Raw genomic sequence first — 15637 nt, 5'->3', positions numbered from 1 at the left:
AGCCGGTCGAGTGCGGCCGGGCGGCGGTCGAGGCGGAGACGGGCGCCGCCAGGGTGCGCCGCCGATCGGCGCCGGGCGGACCACCGAGCCGCCGGCCGTGCGCGGCGCCGCCGGTGAGGCGGCGGATCCGGAGCAGCCCCGTCAGCCCATCGAGTCGCACATGGCCAACTCCGCCAGGTCCAGACGCAGATGGCGCAGCCCGGGGTGGCGGGCGAGGGCGCCGGTGGCCGCGGGGGGGAGGAGGTCCTCGACAACGACCCTCCTGTGCCGGTGGGCGGCGGCTGACCCGCTCAGCGGATGTCGCCGGTGGCGGGCCACTGGACGGTGACGATCTTGCCCTGGGCGGTGAGCGTGACCTCCATCTGCCGGGCCAGCCGGCTGATGATGTGCATCCCCCAGCCGCCCGTGCCGTCCGGCACACCGGGACGCGGCACGGGCGGACTGCTGCTGCTGTCGTGGACATCGACGCTGAAGACGCCGTCGGCCAGTGCCGCCGTCAGCGACCAGGAACCGGAGGTGTGCCGGATCGCGTTGGTGATCAGCTCACTTATCACGGTCTTCACCGCCGCCGCGTCCACGCCCGGGCAGTGTTCGGCGAGGAACGCGCCGACGAGATCCCGGGCATCGGCAAGGGATGCCCCGTCGGATCGCAGCGTCAGCATGGTGCCTCCCTGCCCTGCTCGTACAACCCTTGCTCGTACAACATGTTCCCCGTGGCCGTCGGGCGTACGGCGACATGGTTCCCGTGGTGCGGCGGATTCGTGGCGCCGCCGTGCGGCCTGGGGTGCGGACCCGGTCAGCCGCCGCCGATCGCGGCCTGGGCGGATGCCAGGTCCGGGCACTGCGGCGGATACCCGTCGGTGCCGGTGACGGCCGGCAGCCGCAGCACATCGCCGGGCGGCGAGACCCGCCAGAAGTCCCCCGCCCGTTCGGAGCGCGCGACGCCCGCCGGGCCGCCGAGGGTGGTCATACGGCGACGCCCGCGCGCTCATGTCCCCGCGGTACGCGGGGGTGCGTGCCATGCATGAAGTGCGCTCGCCTCTCGTCGTCCGCCGTGACGGCGGGTGGATCCGGTGCCCCCGGTGCGAGGGCCAGTCAAGAATACGGCGGGGAGGAAACCGGCCTCCGGTCTCCCCGGCCCCTTCGCGCGGGCCGGCGCGGGACGGACCGCTCAGGACCGCACGTTCCCCTCGTCGGACGGGGTGCGCTCGCCGTCGCGGGACGCCGCGTACGGATACACGGCGACGGCGGCGTACACCAGTGCGGCCCCCAGCAGCCAGCCGCCCAGCACATCGCTGGGCCAGTGCACCCCGAGGTACAGCCGGGTGAGGCCCACACCGATCACCGACACCGCACCGGCCACCGCCACCGGCCACCGCCACCGGGCCCGCGCGCCGTGCAGCGCCATCACCCAGAGCACCAGCCCGCAGGCGACGGTCGCGGTGAGCGCGTGGCCGGACGGGAAGGCGGCGTAGTGCGCCGAGTCCACCGGATCGGGCCAGTGCGGACGCTCACGGCCGACCGCTGCCTTGATCACCTGCTGGAGCAGCGTGCCCAGGGCCGCCGTGGCCGCGACCCATCCGGCCGTCAGCCACTCGCGACGCCACAGCAGCCACCCCACCACCACCGCCAGCAGCGCACGCATCGCCCAGGGGTCCCAGACCCAGTCCGACAGCACCCGGGCGGTCTCGGTCGAGTCGTGGTGCGTCACGGCGGAGTGGTGGAGGGACACCGCGATGTCCCGGTCGGCGCGGTCCAGCGGAGCCCATGAGGCGGCCACCAGCGCGAGCACGAGGAGGAAGAACGCGAAGAGCACGGCCGAGGTGCGGGCGGGGTGGCGGATCGGCGGCGGCTGCATGCACTCGATGATCGCTGACGGGCGGGGCCGGGTGCCAGGAGGGTGGGACGGGCGGCGAGCGCGCGGTGGAGCCCGCGTACGGCGAGAGCGCGGTGGGGCGGGGCCCCGGCCCAGCGGCTGAGCCCAGCAGGCTCAGTCCAGCAGCCTCAGCCCAGCACCCGCAGCGCCGGTACCAGCGTCACCAGCAGAGGAACGACCGGTACGAGCAGCGCCGCGGCCGTCAGCCGCCAGCGGCGCCCCACCGGGAGGCGCGAAGCGGGGGCCAGCAGCCGGTCCACCCGCTGCGGCACCTGGGCGAGACCGCTGGGACAGGGGCCGAACACCCCGCTGTCCTCGTTGAGTTCGACCAGCGCCAGCGCCGTGGTGGTCCGGCCGAAGCGGCGCGAGGCGGAGTCGTCGGCGGCCAGCTCCACCAGCCGGTGCACCTCGTCACGGAACGCCGCGAAGACCGGCACCTGCGGGAAGCCGCCGGCCAGCGCGCCCGAGCAGTGCAGCAGCCAGTGGTGCCGGGCGCGCGCGTGACCCTGCTCATGGGCGATGACGGCGTCGAGCCGACGGCCCTTGAGACGGCGCAGCGCCGCGGTGGTGATGACCAGTTGGGGCGTGACGCCCGGCAGCAGCCACGCGTCGGGCTTGTCGCCCTCCAGGACGACAAGACGGTCCCCGGCGGGCTCCTCACCGGGCAACACCGGGGAACGCACGAGGAGTTCGGCCCGGTGCCGCTTGCGCCAGGCGCGGGCGTGGCAGATCTCGCGGGTCAGCATCACCGCGCTCCACACGGCCCCGGAAGCGAGGGCGAGGGCCACCGGCGCGGCCCACGGCCCGTAGCCGGTGAGCGCGTACGCCTCCACCACACCGTGCGGCGCGCCCGCGAAGACGTTCCTGCGTACGGCCTCCGAGGCGGCCGCGGCGGTGAGCGCCATGGTGAGCGCACAGCACAGCAGCACGGCGACGACGACGCACTGCCACACCCAGAGGGCGAGCACGGGTTCGCGGTCGACCCAGTCGGAGCGGGACATCAGGCGTGGCGCCATTGCCGCCGCCAGTGCGCCCAGGCCCATCAGTACGAGCGGGACCATCATGGCCGTCACCCTATGGGCGCGGCGTCGAACCGGGGTACGGTCCCGAAGGCGAAGTGACGTATACCACGGTGCGCCCGCCGTGCGCGGTTCTCTAGAGCGCCAGGAGCATCGCGAACATCCCGATCGCCATCGACAGCCGACACGCATGCCACAGCTCGGGCCGCCGCGACCAGGAGACGGGGCGCGCGCCGCGGTCCGCGCCGCGGTCCGCCCCGCCGTCCGTGAGCGGCACCAGCCGCAGCCCGCAGCGCACCACATAGACGGCGAAGTAGGCGAGCAGCGCCCCGGTGAGGAGCGGTACGCCCGCCGCCATCCGTTCCCGGGTCATGGCACCGGCGTGTTCATGACCGCCCGTGGTGCCCGCTGTCATCACGAGCGCCATATAGACCATGGCCAACGCTCCTATGGCGTGGTGCAGATGGTGCCCGGACCACCCCGCGCCCCCGCGCACCGGGAGCAGCAGGGCCCGTACCGCCGCGACACCGAAGACCACCGCGAAGGCGGGCGGTCCCCAGGGCCGCGGATCCAGCACGGCGGACGGCACCGCCATCACCGCCGTCCCCCACCCCATCAGCGCCTCGGCCCCCGCGCCCCGCCGCCCCGCGCCCGGCGGTTCGCCCCGCATCCGCACCAGGCAGTACGCACCGCTGGCCGCGCACAGCACCACCAGCAGCCAGCCGACAAGCGGAGGTCCGTGCACGGCACACCTCCCGGGACGGATCTGTACCGGCAGGATTCCCCGCCCCGCTCCCGGCTACGGGAGCGCACAGGGGCAGTGGGGGAGCGCAACGACTGTCCGTGCGCGCGGTACGGTCCGGCGGACGGAGAGGAGCCGCCGCGTGAGCCGTGCGGAGCACGACGAGATCGAAGCGCGCCTGACCGCCCTGGTCGAGGGGCGGGCGAGCCGGGACGGCGCCGATCGGTGGGCCGCCCGCCGGCTCACCGATGACACGCTCGCCCTGGACGGGCTGAGCCGCTGGGCGCTGGAGCTGCTGCACGGAGTGGACCTGCCCGCGGGGCCGGACGGCGGGTGGCTCCATGACGACGGGCAGGTGCGCGGATGGCTCGAGGAGTTCCGGCGGCGCCGGAACGGCGGTGGGGCGGTGCCGGGGTGTGGCACGGTGAACACGCAGCCCATGGATCACCGAAGAGGAGAGACCGTGTCGAATGCCCCGCTTCCCGAGGCCGCCGTCGCCCTGCTGAAGAAGGCCAACCCGGCCGTCGTCACCACGCTGCGGCCCGACGGTCAGCCGGTGTCCACGGCCACCTGGTACCTGTGGGACGACGGCCGGATCCTGGTCAACATGGACGAGGGGCGCAAGCGGCTCCAGCACATCCGCGACGACCCCCGGGTCACGCTCACCGTGCTGGACGAGAGCAGCTGGTACACCCACCTCAGCGTCATCGGCCGCGTCGTCGAGCTGCGGGAGGACAAGGACCTGGCCGATATCGACCGGCTGGCCCGGCACTACATCGGCCAGGACTACCCGCAGCGGGACCGGGCCCGGTTCAGCGCCTGGATCGGGATCGACCGCTGGCACGGCTGGGGTGAGATGAAGGACAGCAGCCAGCCCGGCTGACCCGTACCCCTAGCCGTACCGTGCCGCGGGTCAGGGTCGGTAGCGCAGCGGATGGTCCTCCGGGACCTCCACGACCGCGATCCGCACGCCGTCCGGGTCCAGACCACGAGGATGTTGTTATCAGGGCACACTGACGGCATGACCGTCCTACTCGGTACCGAGCGGCTTGAGGCCCTGTCGGCGATTCGCCTCAGCGTTCGAACAGTGGAAACGACGTCGCCGACACGTCAGCGGAGCGCCAACCAGCAGTCAGCGCAGGCGCTTGGAGCCCGCATCGTCGGCGAGGCGGAAGACCTCGACGTATCCGCCTCCAAGACGACGCCTTCGATCGGCCAGAGCTGAGCACGTGGCTGGCCGAACCATCGCGATTCGACATGATCCTTTGGTGGCGCCTGGATCGGGCCGTGCGGTCCATGGCGGACATGCACGAACGCAACAGGCGGTCATCGACGCGGGCCCGAGAATGCCGGGTCCGATCCCGCGGCCCGCCAACGCGTACGGCTGTACGCGGAAGCGAGGACCACGGATGACGGCGGTGGTCGTCGAGCACAAGGGGATTGCCTACGCCGTCACGTGCAATCGGTGCGGAGGGAAAGGCGTGGTTCCGTAGGTCGGTCAACAACCCGATAGCGGCCCCGTCCGTGCGCTCCCCCGTGGTGCCGGGCGGGGCTTCGTCATGTCTGCACGCTGTTAGATCCCCGGTCGGTAGCGAATCGGATGATCTTCCGGTACCTCGACGATAACGATTTTGAGTCCGTCCGGGTCCGCGATCCACATCTCGACCAGCCCCCAGGGCTCCTGTTGCGGCGGGCGCAGCACCTCCACGCCTCGCGCGGCCAGCTCCTTGTACGCCGCCGCCGCGTCCGCGACCTGGAGCCACAGCTGGAGGCCCGGCGCGGGCGGGGTGTCCGAGCGGCCGGAGAGCTCGAGGTAGCCGCCGCCCAGGAAGTAGACCGTGCCGCGCTCGGGGCCGGTCCCGAACTCGCGGTAGACCGCGAGCCCGAGTGCCTCGCCGTAGAACGCCCGGGAGCGCTCGGGGTCCGTCGGCCGCAGCAGTGTGCGGCTGCTCAGTACGTGCACCATGTCCGCGACCCTACGCACCCCGACCGGCGGTTCCGGAGGGGCACGGCGCCTTTCCCGCCGCGGGGGCGCCGCCGGGTCGCCGTCAGCGTGCGCTTACGCCGTGTAGCGCGCCGCCCGCCGGATCTCGGGGAAGTCGGTGGTGCCGCCGTCGAGACCGAGGCCGCGGGCCAGTTTCAGATGGTCGGGGGTGTTCACCGTCCAGCCGATGACCCTGAGGTCGGCGGCGTGGGCCCGCTCCACCAGCTCCAGGGTCAGCCTGCGGATGTTGAGCACCAGCATCCCGGCGCCCACCGCCCGTGCCCGGTCGATCACGTCCAGGCCGTAGCGGCTGGCGACCAGCGCGGTGCGCACCTCCGGCAGCAGGGAGCGGAACTCGGCGAGGGCCTCGTCGTGGAAGGAGATCACATCCACCCGGTCCAGCAGATCGCGCCGGGCCATGACCTCCGCCAGCGCCCGCGCGGCCGCCACGTCCTTGATCTCGGCCTGGAGCGGTGCCCGTACGGCGTCCACGACCTCCTCGAAGACCGGGATCCGCTCGCCGTCCCCGGCGTCCAGCTCGCGCAGCTCGGCGAGGGTGCGGTCGCTGATCGGCCCCGTGCCGTCGGTCGTCCGGTCCACGTCGGCGTCGTGCATCACCACGAGCGCGCCGTCCTTGCTGAGGTGCAGGTCCAGCTCGATGACGTCCAGACCCTCGTGCTCGGCGCGGACGAACGAGCGCAGGGTGTTCTCCGGCTCGACGCCCATCACTCCGCGGTGTCCGATGGTGAGAAAAGTCAACGCTGTCTCGCTCTTCTGTCGGCCGGTGACCGGGTGGTCGAACGGCAGCCTGCCCGGACGGGCGCACAGCCTAACGGCCGATCGTGTCGGGATGGCTGAAGCACGGCCGGGGCATGGCTCGGCCCGGATGGGGCAGGAAAAACAGCGGTACTGCGGGTGTAGGGCAGGACAATTTCCCGTAACGCCCCTTGAGCGAAAGAACCGTCCACAGATACGGTGGCATCACGATAGTTTCTTCGGCGAAGGAGAGGTCATGACGGAAATCCTTTCGTCCGCCATAGCGGACGGTGGTGTTCTGCCTGCGGAGCGTGTTGTTGAGCACCCCGCGTGGCCGACTCTGAAGGATGCTGTCGAAACGATTCGCCCCTGGCAGTCCAAGGACGGTTCGATCGACTTCGACGCGGAGGGCGCACCCTCCCGCGCCACCGCCGCGGCCGCCGCCGATCGGGTGATCAAAGCGATCGAGGAGCTGGCCCCGCTGCTCCCGCACAACGCCGAGTACCACCGTGCGCTGGTCGCCGATCTGCGCCGCTGGGCCGACGGCGGTTTCGGGGTGCCCGACTTCCTGGACTCGCTGCTGGCCTTCCAGCCCGCCCAGGGGCGGACCGACGGCCTCCAGCACCTGGTCGTCTTCCCCATGTACACACAGAACGGCAACCCCAACCGCAATCTGGAAGCCGTCGTGCTGCGCATGGTCTGGCCGGACTGGCTGGCCGAGCTGGAGCGCACCCGCTACGACAACCCGCTCTACATCGGCATCGCCTTCGAGGACTTCACGGCCGGCTACGACACCAACTCCGCGGTGCTCTTCCCCGAGACCATCGCCGTCCGGGAGGCCCCCGAGCGCTTCAGCTGGGGCGGTATCTTCTGCGACCGCGAGGCCGCCCGCTTCCGGCGGGTGAGCCAGGCCGCCGTACGGGCCCTGGGCATCGAACTCCCCGAGGACATCGCGGAGATGCTGGCCGACCAGAGCCGCTGCCAGGAGGCGTTCGCCCTGTGGGACATGGTCCACGACCGTACCCACAGCCACGGTGACCTGCCCTTCGACCCCTTCATGATCAAGCAGCGGCAGCCGTTCTGGATGTACGGCCTGGAGGAGCTGCGCTGTGATCTCACCGCCTTCAAGGAGGCCGTGAAGCTGGAGGCCGAGGGCGTCGCCCAGGCGCGTGACGTCCAGTACGCCGTGATCTTCGACCGGATGTTCCGCTTCCCGGTCACCGGCGACCGCGTCCGCAACTACGACGGGCTCGGCGGCCAGTTGCTCTTCGCCTACCTCCACCAGCACGACGTCGTACGCTGGACGGACAACACCCTGCACATCGACTGGTCCCGCGCCTCGCAGGTCACCAATCAGCTGTGCGGCGAGATCGAGAAGCTCTACCGCGACGGTATCGACCGCCCCAAGCTGGTCCACTGGTTCAAGGCGTACGAACTGGTGTCCACCTATCTGGCACCGCACCCCGGCTCGGTGTGGGCCAAGGGCCCCGATGCCCTGGACCTGACCCAGCCGCCGCGCAAGCTCGTCGACGACGTGCTCCCCGACGAGTTTCCGCTCAGCATGTTCTACGAGGCGCTCGCCAAGAAGCTGCGTGACGTGGTTGCCTCCACCAAGGGGATCACGGCGGACGCCGACGATGTGCGGGCGGCCGCGTGAGCCCCGTCGAGGGACAGACGGACGGACATTCGGCAGGGAAGACCGAGGAGGCAACGACCATGACCACACCGACGTCGAGCCCGACCCCCAACGAGCCGGGCGACAAGGGCCCGCTCGACGGCGCGGTCGTGGCGGTGGCGGGGGCGGCCGGCCCCGCGGGCCGCGCCACACTGCTCCGGCTCGCCGAGGCCGGAGCCACCGTCGTGGCCTCCGACGCCGACCCCGCCCGGCTGGCCGAGGCGGTGGACGCCGCCCGTTACGCCCATGGCGGCGCCACCGTCACCGGCGACACCGTGGACCTGCTGGACCTGGGGGCGACCCGGGAGTGGGCCGACCGCACCGAGAAGGAGTTCGGCCGGGTCGACGGCCTGGTGCACCTGGTCGGCGGCTGGCGCGGCAGCAAGACCTTCGCCGACGCCCCGCTCGCCGACTGGGACACCCTCCACAATCTGCTGATCCGCACCGCCCAGCACACCTCGCTCGCCTTCCACGACGCCCTCCAGCGCAGCGGCAAGGGCCGCTATGTGCTGATCAGCGCGGCGGGCGCGTCCCAGCCCACCGCGGGCAACGCCGCGTACGCCGCGGCCAAGGCCGCCGCCGAGGCATGGACGCTCGCGCTCGGCGACTCCTTCCGCAAGCTGGGGGGCGAGGGCGGACCGTCGGCCGCCGCTGTCATCCTGGTGATCAAGGCGCTGGTGCACGACGCCATGCGCGCGGAGCGCCCCAACGCGAAGTTCGCGGGCTTCACGGACGCCAAGGAGCTGGCCGAGGCCATCACCGGAGTCTGGGACCGGCCCGCCCAGGAAGTGAACGGAACCCGTCTGTGGCTGACCCCCAAGCCGTGAGGACCGACGCCCGTCGCCATCACGACCCCGAGATACGCGGCTTCGCCAGTGACAACTACGCGGGGGCGCACCCGGAGATCCTCGCCGCGCTCGCCCTCGCCAACGGAGGCCACCAGGTCTCCTACGGCGAGGACGACTACACGGCGCATCTCCAGTTCGTCATGCGCAGCCACTTCGGGCCCGACGCCCAGGCGTTCCCGGTCTTCAACGGCACCGGCTCCAACGTCGTCGCCCTCCAGGCCCTCACCGACCGCTGGGGCGCCGTCGTCTGTGCCGAGACCGCGCACATCAACGTCGACGAGTGCGGCGCCCCCGAGCGCGTCGGCGGGCTCAAGCTGCTCACCGTGCCCACCGATGACGGCAAGCTCACCCCCGACCTCATCGACCGCCAGGCCTGGGGCTGGGACGACGAGCACCGGGCGATGCCGCAGGTCGTCTCGATCGCCCAGAACACCGAACTGGGCACCGTCTACACGGTGGACGAGATCCGGGCCATCTGCGACCACGCCCATGAGCGGGGGATGAAGGTCCACCTCGACGGGGCCCGGATAGCCAACGCGGCCGCGTCCCTGGACGTGCCGATGCGGTCGTTCACCAATGTGGCGGGCTTGGACATCGTGTCGTTCGGCGGCACCAAGAACGGCATGCTGTTCGGCGAGGCCGTCGTGGTGCTCAACCCGGACGCCGGGCGCGCCATGAAGCATCTGCGCAAGCTTTCCATGCAGCTCGCCTCCAAGATGCGGTTCGTCTCCGTCCAGCTCGAGGCGCTGCTCGCACGCGATCTGTGGCTGCGCAACGCACGGCAGGCCAACGCCATGGCCCGGCGGCTGGCCGAGGGCGTCCGCGAGGTGGACGGGGTGAAGATCCTCTACCCGGTCCAGGCCAACGCGGTCTTCGCCCGGCTGCCGCACGATGTGAGCGAGCGCCTCCAGAAGCGGTACCGCTTCTACTTCTGGGACGAAGCGGCCGGCGATGTGCGCTGGATGTGTTCCTACGACACCACGGAGGAGGACGTCGACGGCTTCGTCGCGGCGCTGAAGGACGAGATGGGCAAGGCGTAGCGCCGGACGACCGACGACGCAGGGGCGGGCCGAAGCGGCCCGCCCCTCATGTCATGTCCGTCGCGGGCGGCTCACGGCGCCTCGCGGCACTGGCCGCGGAGCGCTCAGCGGCCGCGGTCCAGGGCCAGCGCCTCCGCCGGGGTGGGCGCCGTACCGCCGAGGTGGGCCGGGACCCACCAGGTGTCCTCCGGACTCTTCGGCCGTACCGGATAGGCCCGCTGCGCTGCCTCCAGCAGTTCCTGGACCCGGCCGCGCAGCCGGTCGGTCAGGGTGTCCGACGGCTCGGCGGGGTCGGCCTCCATCGGCTCCCCGACCCGCATGGTGATCGGGAAGTGATGGCGGCCCAGCGCCCGCTTGTGGCCCTTGGTCCACAGCCGCTGGGTGCCCCACAGCGCCATCGGCAGCAGCGGCACGCCCGCCTCCTGGGCCAGCCGCGCCGCACCCGACTTGAAGTTCTTCAGGGTGAAGGAGCGCGAGATGGTCGCCTCCGGGAACACCCCGATGATCTCGCCCGAGCGCAGCGCCTTCAGGGCGTGCTTGTACGCGTCCATACCCGCCGCCCGGTCCACCGGGATGTGCTTCATGGCGCGCATCAGCGGTCCGGACACCTTGTGCCGGAAGACCGACTCCTTCGCCATGAACCGCACCAGCCGCTTCGCCGGAAGGGCGGTCAGCCCGCAGAAGACGAAGTCGAGGTAGCCGATGTGGTTGCTGACCAGAACCGCGCCGCCCCGCTGCGGGACATTCTCGGTGCCCTTGATGTCGAAGCGCAGGTCCAGCGCCTTGAACATGGTGCGGGCGACGCCGATGACCGGCGGGTAGACGAGCTCTGCCATAGAGGGACCCTTCGTCGATGTTCCCGGGGAGGGCTCTCCCGGCGGAAGTTACGCGGCCGTAGGTATGCGGCTTCTGGCAGATGGTGCCCGATGTCGGGTCGAGGTGCTACCGCGGGGCAGGGCCCTGCCGGGAGATCCTCATCACGTCCGGGAATCCCCGCGGCCATCGGAACGCTGCACGAAGGACGACCGAGCGGAAGGACGACAGGGGTGCGCGACGGGGACCGGAGCGGGCGGCTGAGCGCCGCCGAGCTGGGCGGGGAGCTGGGCCGGCGGGCGACGCTCGTCCAGTTCTCCAGCGCCTTCTGCCAGCCTTGCCGAGCCACCCGGCGGACGCTGGGCGAGGTCGCCGCGATGGTGGACGGTGTGGCGCACCTCGAGATCGACGCCGAGGCGTCGCTGGAGCTGGTACGGGCGCTGGACATCGACCGCACCCCCACCGTGCTGGTGCTGGACGCCTCCGGCCGGATCGTCCGCCGTGCCTCCGGGCAGCCCCGGCGGGCCGATGTCATCGCCGCGCTGGGTGATGCGGTGTGACGACCCCCATCCCGGCCCGCACTTGACGGTGTGCTCCGGGCGTCGTCAGGGTGAACGTCATGCGGCCTGGACTCCTTCTCTACGGACGCGTGCACGTGGATCTGCTGCGGACCGCGAGCGCACGCTGTCCGGGCGGGTGACCGACAACGACCCCACGGCTCCCCCCGCTCGTACTCTCCCGCAGAAGGGCACCTCCATGACGGCAACGCCCGACCTGGGCACGCCCCGGCTCGCCGCGGCCGAACCCTCCTCCGGCGCCTCCGGCGCCGTCGACCCCTCCGCCCTGCTCCGCTCGGTCTTCCGGCGGCACGCGGCCGGTGTGGCCGTGATCACCGCGCGCGGTGAGCGGCCCGTGGGGTTCACCGCGACCTCGCTCTCCTCCGTCGCGGCCGAGCCCCCGCTGCTCTCCTTCGGCGTGGGCACCGCCTCCTCGAGCTGGCCGGTGATCGCCGAGGCCGGGCATGTCGGGGTGCACGTCCTGGGGGAGCACCAGCGGGACCTGGCCGCGACCTTCGCCCGCAGCGGTGCGGACCGCTTCGGACCGGCCACCGGCTGGCGCTCGGGGCCGGAGGGAGTGCCGCTGCTGGACGGGGTGCTGGGGTGGCTGGTGTGCCGGGTGGTGGCCCGGATCCCCGCGGGGGACCACCATGTGGTCATCGGTGAGGTGACCGCGGGGGACTCCTCCGGGGCGGGTCGTCCGCTGCTCTACCACCAGGGTGGCTTCAACGGTTTGCGTGACTGAGTCGTCCCGCTGATCGTCCGTTGGCAACGTCACAGTTCGTGCGGGTTGCGTACGGGGAACGCGCTGGGTGTACTGACGAGTAATATTTCGTTCGGTGCATGGGCCGCCCCGACCGGGAACCGAGCGGGTAGCGCCCCTGGAGGCGCCTATGCTGCCAGCACAAGGCAGCTCGGAAGAGACGATGCAGTAGGAGAGCCGGCGTGAGCTTGAGGATCGTTGTCTGTGTGAAGTACGTGCCCGACGCCACCGGCGACCGGCACTTCGCCGAAGACCTGACCGTCGACCGTGACGACGTGGACGGCCTGCTCTCGGAGCTGGATGAGTACGCGGTCGAGCAGGCCCTGCAGATCGCCGACGACTACGACGGTGACGGTGACGCGGAGATCACGGTGCTGACCGTGGGTCCGGAGGATGCCAAGGACGCGCTGCGCAAGGCGCTGTCCATGGGTGCGGACAAGGCGGTGCACGTGGAGGACGACGGTCTGCACGGCACGGATGTGCTGGGCACGTCGCTGGTGCTGGCCAAGGCGGTGGAGAAGGCCGGTTACGACCTGGTGGTCTGCGGTATGGCGTCCACGGACGGGACGATGGGTGTGCTTCCGGCGCTGCTGGCCGAGCGGCTGGGTGTTCCGCAGGTGACCCTGCTGTCGGAGGTCTCGGTCGAGGACGGCACGGTCAGGGGCCGCCGGGACGGTGATACGGCCACCGAGCAGCTGGAGGCGTCGCTTCCGGCGGTGGTGTCGGTGACCGATCAGTCGGGCGAGGCGCGTTACCCGTCCTTCAAGGGGATCATGGCGGCGAAGAAGAAGCCGGTGACCTCCTGGGGCCTGGAGGACCTGGAGATCGACGGGGGCGAGGTCGGTCTGGAGGGTGCCTGGACCGCGGTCGACTCCGCTGCGGAGCGTCCGGCCCGCACCGCGGGCACGATCGTCAAGGACGAGGGCGAGGGCGGTAGGCAGCTCGCCGAGTTCCTGGCGGGCCAGAAGTTCATCTGAGCCGCGCCGTCCCTACCGCCCCCGACATCTCGCATTTCGCAGGAGAGCGATTCCCATGGCTGAAGTCCTTGTCTTTGTCGATCATGTGGACGGTGCCGTCCGCAAGCCCACTCTGGAGCTGCTGACCCTGGCCCGCCGTATCGGTGAGCCGGTGGCGGTGGCTGTGGGCGCCGGTGCGCAGGCCACTGCCGCCACCCTCGCCGAGTACGGCGCGGTCAGGGTTCTGACCGCCGAGGCGCCGGAGTTCGCCGACTATCTGGTGGTCCCGAAGGTGGACGCGCTGCATGCCGCGTACCAGGCGGTGTCTCCGGGCGCGGTGCTGGTGCCGTCCTCCGCGGAGGGCAAGGAGATCGCGGCCCGGCTGGCGCTGCGCATCGGGTCCGGCATCATCACCGACGCGGTTGATCTGGAGGCGGGTCAGGAGGGTCCGGTGGCGAGCCAGTCGGTCTTCGCCGCCGCTTTCACCACCAGGTCCCGGGTCTCCAGGGGCACGCCGGTGATCACGGTCAAGCCCAACTCGGCCGCTCCGGAGGCCGCCGCGGCCGCGGGTACCGTGGAGCCGTTGAGTGTTTCCTTCTCCGGGCAGGCCAGGGGGACGAAGGTGACCTCGCGTACGGCGCGTGAGTCGACCGGGCGTCCGGAGCTGACGGAGGCCGCGATCGTGGTTTCCGGTGGCCGTGGTGTGGGGGGTGCGGAGAACTTCCCCGTGGTGGAGGCGCTGGCCGATGCGCTGGGTGCCGCTGTGGGTGCGTCGCGTGCGGCGGTGGACGCGGGCTGGTATCCGCACACCAGCCAGGTGGGTCAGACGGGCAAGTCGGTCTCGCCGCAGCTGTACATCGCGGCGGGTATCTCCGGTGCGATCCAGCACCGTGCCGGTATGCAGACCTCGAAGACGATCGTGGCGATCAACAAGGACGCCGAGGCCCCGATCTTCGATCTGGTCGACTACGGCGTGGTCGGCGACCTCTTCGAGGTCGTCCCGCAGCTCACCGAAGAGGTCAAGACCCGCAAGGGCTGATCCCCGCCGAGCCCGCCCGTGGGCCCCGTACGCCCGCCGCGTACGGGGCCCCGCGGCTGTCCGCGCCCGTATCGGGCCCGCCGGACGCGGGTGTTGACCCGCCCGCGCCGCCCGGATACGTTCATTCAACGAATTGTTGAAAGTGTGGATCCGTGCGGTCGAGGCGTGGAGGTGCGGGAATGGTCCGGGGCGAGACGGTGGAGACCACCCTTCCGGGTGCCGTACGCGAGGACATCGCCGCCTCCCTCGCCACCGTCGACGCCGAACTCGCCCGCCGCTTCCCCGGCGACCCCGGCACCCGCCAGCCCGTCCACACCGTCTACGTCCCCGCCGACGCCTTCGCGGCCGACACCGTCCGCTCCTGGGGCGACCAGGCGCTGGCCGCCCTCGACCAGTGCGCGCCCGACGCCGCCTCCCTCGCCGCCGTCCTCGGCCTCCCCGATGAGCTCGCCGAGCCCGTCCACCGGCGGGTGCGCGCCAAGCTGGAGCGCGAACCGGTCGAGGATCTGCGCATCGACTTCGAGGACGGCTACGGCCCGCGCCCCGATGAAGAGGAGGACGCCGCGGCGGCCCGCGCCGCCTCCCTCCTCGCCGCCGCCCACGCCGACGGCACCGCGCCGCCGTACGTCGGCATCCGGATGAAGTGCATGGAGGCCGCCGTCCGCGACCGCGGCATCCGCACCCTGGACATCTTCCTCACCGGGCTGATGAACTCCGGCGGCCTCCCCGACGGCCTGGTGCTCACCCTGCCCAAGGTCACCTATCCCGAGCAGATCGCCGCCATGGTGCGGCTGTGCGAGGAGTTCGAGAGGTCATGCGGACTCACGCCGGGCCGGATCGGCTTCGAGATCCAGATCGAGACCACCCAGGCCGTGCTCGGCCCCGACGGCCGCGCCACCGTCGCCCGGATGATCGACGCTGCCCAGGGGCGCGCCACCGGACTGCACTACGGCACCTTCGACTACAGCGCCGCCTGCGGGGTGAGCCCCGCCCACCAGTCCCCGGACCACCCCGTCGCCGACCACGCCAAGGCCGTGATGCAGGTGGCCGCCGCGGGCACCGGCGTCCGGCTCTCCGACGGCTCGACCAACGTGCTGCCCGTCGGCCCGGCCGAACACGTCCACGACGCCTGGCGGCTCCACCACCGCCTCGTCCGGCGCTCCTTGGCCCGTGCGTACTACCAGGGCTGGGACATGCACCCCGGCCATCTCCCCACCCGCTACGCCGCCGTCTACGGCTTCTACCGCGAGGGCCTGGAGGCGGCCGCGGCCCGGCTGTCCGCCTATGTGCGGCGCGCGGGCGGCGCCGTGATGGACGAGCCCGCCACCGCCCGGGCGCTCAGCGGCCATCTGCTGCGCGGGCTGGACTGCGGGGCGCTGGACGCCGCCGAGGTCGAGCGGCTGACCGGACTGGCCCGCGGCCGGCTCGACGCGCTGGCCGGACGCGCGCCGGAGGGCTCCCCGCGCTGAGCCCGGCACCGGTGACCGGACCCGGCTGACGGCCCGTCGCCCGGACGCCTGACCCGCCCGGCCACATCCGCTCACCCGGACGTGTCACCCGGGATGCGGC

The 15637-nt window shown here is 71.9% G+C and carries 19 protein-coding genes and 1 pseudogene; 11 read left to right on the top strand and 9 right to left on the bottom strand.

What is annotated here, in order from left to right; genetic code table 11:
• Positions 1-290 precede the first annotated feature (290 nt).
• The 5 genes from HUT19_RS06595 to HUT19_RS06575 form a co-directional block, all read right to left on the bottom strand.
• Positions 291-662: an ATP-binding protein gene (locus tag HUT19_RS06595; RefSeq protein ID WP_176179551.1), complete on the bottom strand. Its 372-nt coding sequence runs from the start codon at positions 660-662 to the stop codon at positions 291-293.
• Positions 663-796: 134 nt separating this feature from the next.
• Positions 797-970: a hypothetical protein gene (locus tag HUT19_RS06590; RefSeq protein ID WP_176179550.1), complete on the bottom strand. Its 174-nt coding sequence runs from the start codon at positions 968-970 to the stop codon at positions 797-799.
• A 201-nt stretch (positions 971-1171) separates the two neighbouring features.
• On the bottom strand, positions 1172-1858 hold the full coding sequence (locus HUT19_RS06585) for a phosphatase PAP2 family protein (RefSeq protein WP_176179549.1): 687 nt from the start codon (positions 1856-1858) through the stop codon (positions 1172-1174).
• A 146-nt stretch (positions 1859-2004) separates the two neighbouring features.
• Positions 2005-2940, bottom strand: coding sequence for a M56 family metallopeptidase (locus tag HUT19_RS06580; protein WP_176179548.1), 936 nt, complete (start codon positions 2938-2940; stop codon positions 2005-2007).
• A gap of 91 nt (positions 2941-3031) precedes the next feature.
• Positions 3032-3640: a DUF5134 domain-containing protein gene (locus HUT19_RS06575; RefSeq protein ID WP_176179547.1), complete on the bottom strand. Its 609-nt coding sequence runs from the start codon at positions 3638-3640 to the stop codon at positions 3032-3034.
• Positions 3641-4100: 460 nt separating this feature from the next.
• Between HUT19_RS06575 and HUT19_RS06565 the strand changes: the two genes are divergently transcribed.
• A complete protein-coding gene (locus tag HUT19_RS06565; protein ID WP_176186554.1) occupies positions 4101-4520 on the top strand; it encodes a PPOX class F420-dependent oxidoreductase in 420 nt (139 codons plus the stop codon).
• A 30-nt stretch (positions 4521-4550) separates the two neighbouring features.
• Here HUT19_RS06565 and HUT19_RS42835 read toward each other — a convergent pair.
• A pseudogene (locus tag HUT19_RS42835) lies at positions 4551-4619 on the bottom strand (VOC family protein); the annotation flags it as partial.
• A 39-nt stretch (positions 4620-4658) separates the two neighbouring features.
• On the opposite strand from HUT19_RS42835, the gene HUT19_RS06560 reads away from it, so the two are divergent.
• Positions 4659-4862 (top strand): hypothetical protein, encoded by a 204-nt coding sequence (locus tag HUT19_RS06560; RefSeq protein WP_176179546.1) that lies wholly within the window; start codon positions 4659-4661, stop codon positions 4860-4862.
• Positions 4863-5210: 348 nt separating this feature from the next.
• On the opposite strand, the gene HUT19_RS06555 is transcribed toward HUT19_RS06560, so the two are convergent.
• On the bottom strand, positions 5211-5603 hold the full coding sequence (locus HUT19_RS06555; RefSeq protein ID WP_176179545.1) for a VOC family protein: 393 nt from the start codon (positions 5601-5603) through the stop codon (positions 5211-5213).
• 93 nt (positions 5604-5696) lie between these two features.
• Entirely contained in the window at positions 5697-6380 is a 684-nt protein-coding gene (locus tag HUT19_RS06550; RefSeq protein WP_176179544.1) for a glycerophosphodiester phosphodiesterase family protein, read from the bottom strand.
• Between the two features lie 253 nt (positions 6381-6633).
• Here HUT19_RS06550 and HUT19_RS06545 point away from each other — a divergent pair, with 253 nt between their 5' ends.
• From HUT19_RS06545 to HUT19_RS06535, 3 genes are read left to right on the top strand one after another with little or no spacing between them, the layout of a single operon-like run.
• Complete coding sequence (locus HUT19_RS06545) at positions 6634-8034, top strand: DUF6421 family protein (RefSeq protein WP_176179543.1); 1401 nt, start codon at positions 6634-6636, stop codon at positions 8032-8034.
• 59 nt (positions 8035-8093) lie between these two features.
• Positions 8094-8879 (top strand): SDR family NAD(P)-dependent oxidoreductase, encoded by a 786-nt coding sequence (locus tag HUT19_RS06540; protein WP_176179542.1) that lies wholly within the window; start codon positions 8094-8096, stop codon positions 8877-8879.
• Positions 8876-9940, top strand: a complete 1065-nt coding sequence (locus tag HUT19_RS06535; protein WP_176179541.1) for a low specificity L-threonine aldolase — start codon at positions 8876-8878, stop codon at positions 9938-9940. Before HUT19_RS06540 ends, HUT19_RS06535 begins: the two co-directional genes overlap by 4 nt.
• A 104-nt stretch (positions 9941-10044) precedes the next feature.
• Here the strand turns inward: HUT19_RS06535 and HUT19_RS06530 are convergent, their stop codons facing one another.
• On the bottom strand, positions 10045-10776 hold the full coding sequence (locus HUT19_RS06530; protein WP_176179540.1) for a 1-acyl-sn-glycerol-3-phosphate acyltransferase: 732 nt from the start codon (positions 10774-10776) through the stop codon (positions 10045-10047).
• Positions 10777-10986: 210 nt separating this feature from the next.
• Between HUT19_RS06530 and HUT19_RS06525 the strand changes: the two genes are divergently transcribed.
• The 6 genes from HUT19_RS06525 to HUT19_RS06505 all read left to right on the top strand — a co-directional run bounded on the left by HUT19_RS06525 (position 10987) and on the right by HUT19_RS06505 (position 15537).
• The gene (locus HUT19_RS06525) at positions 10987-11313 is read left to right on the top strand and encodes a thioredoxin family protein (protein ID WP_254885467.1); all 327 of its coding nucleotides are present in this window, start codon (positions 10987-10989) and stop codon (positions 11311-11313) included.
• A gap of 59 nt (positions 11314-11372) precedes the next feature.
• On the top strand, positions 11373-11453 hold the full coding sequence (locus HUT19_RS44195) for a putative leader peptide (RefSeq protein ID WP_368661743.1): 81 nt from the start codon (positions 11373-11375) through the stop codon (positions 11451-11453).
• Positions 11454-11509: 56 nt separating this feature from the next.
• Positions 11510-12055, top strand: coding sequence for a flavin reductase family protein (locus HUT19_RS06520; protein WP_176179538.1), 546 nt, complete (start codon positions 11510-11512; stop codon positions 12053-12055).
• 200 nt (positions 12056-12255) lie between these two features.
• Positions 12256-13050 carry an electron transfer flavoprotein subunit beta/FixA family protein gene (locus tag HUT19_RS06515; RefSeq protein ID WP_176179537.1) on the top strand — a complete coding sequence of 265 codons (795 nt, stop codon included), beginning with the start codon at positions 12256-12258 and terminating at the stop codon, positions 13048-13050.
• A 55-nt stretch (positions 13051-13105) separates the two neighbouring features.
• On the top strand, positions 13106-14068 hold the full coding sequence (locus HUT19_RS06510) for an electron transfer flavoprotein subunit alpha/FixB family protein (protein ID WP_176179536.1): 963 nt from the start codon (positions 13106-13108) through the stop codon (positions 14066-14068).
• Positions 14069-14247: 179 nt separating this feature from the next.
• Positions 14248-15537, top strand: a complete 1290-nt coding sequence (locus tag HUT19_RS06505; protein WP_176179535.1) for an aldolase/citrate lyase family protein — start codon at positions 14248-14250, stop codon at positions 15535-15537.
• Positions 15538-15637 lie beyond the last annotated feature (100 nt).

It is taken from the genome of Streptomyces sp. NA02950 (genome assembly GCF_013364155.1).
In the GTDB taxonomy this organism is placed as follows: Bacteria; Actinomycetota; Actinomycetes; order Streptomycetales; family Streptomycetaceae; genus Streptomyces.
This window is presented reverse-complemented; position numbering and strand designations above follow the sequence as displayed.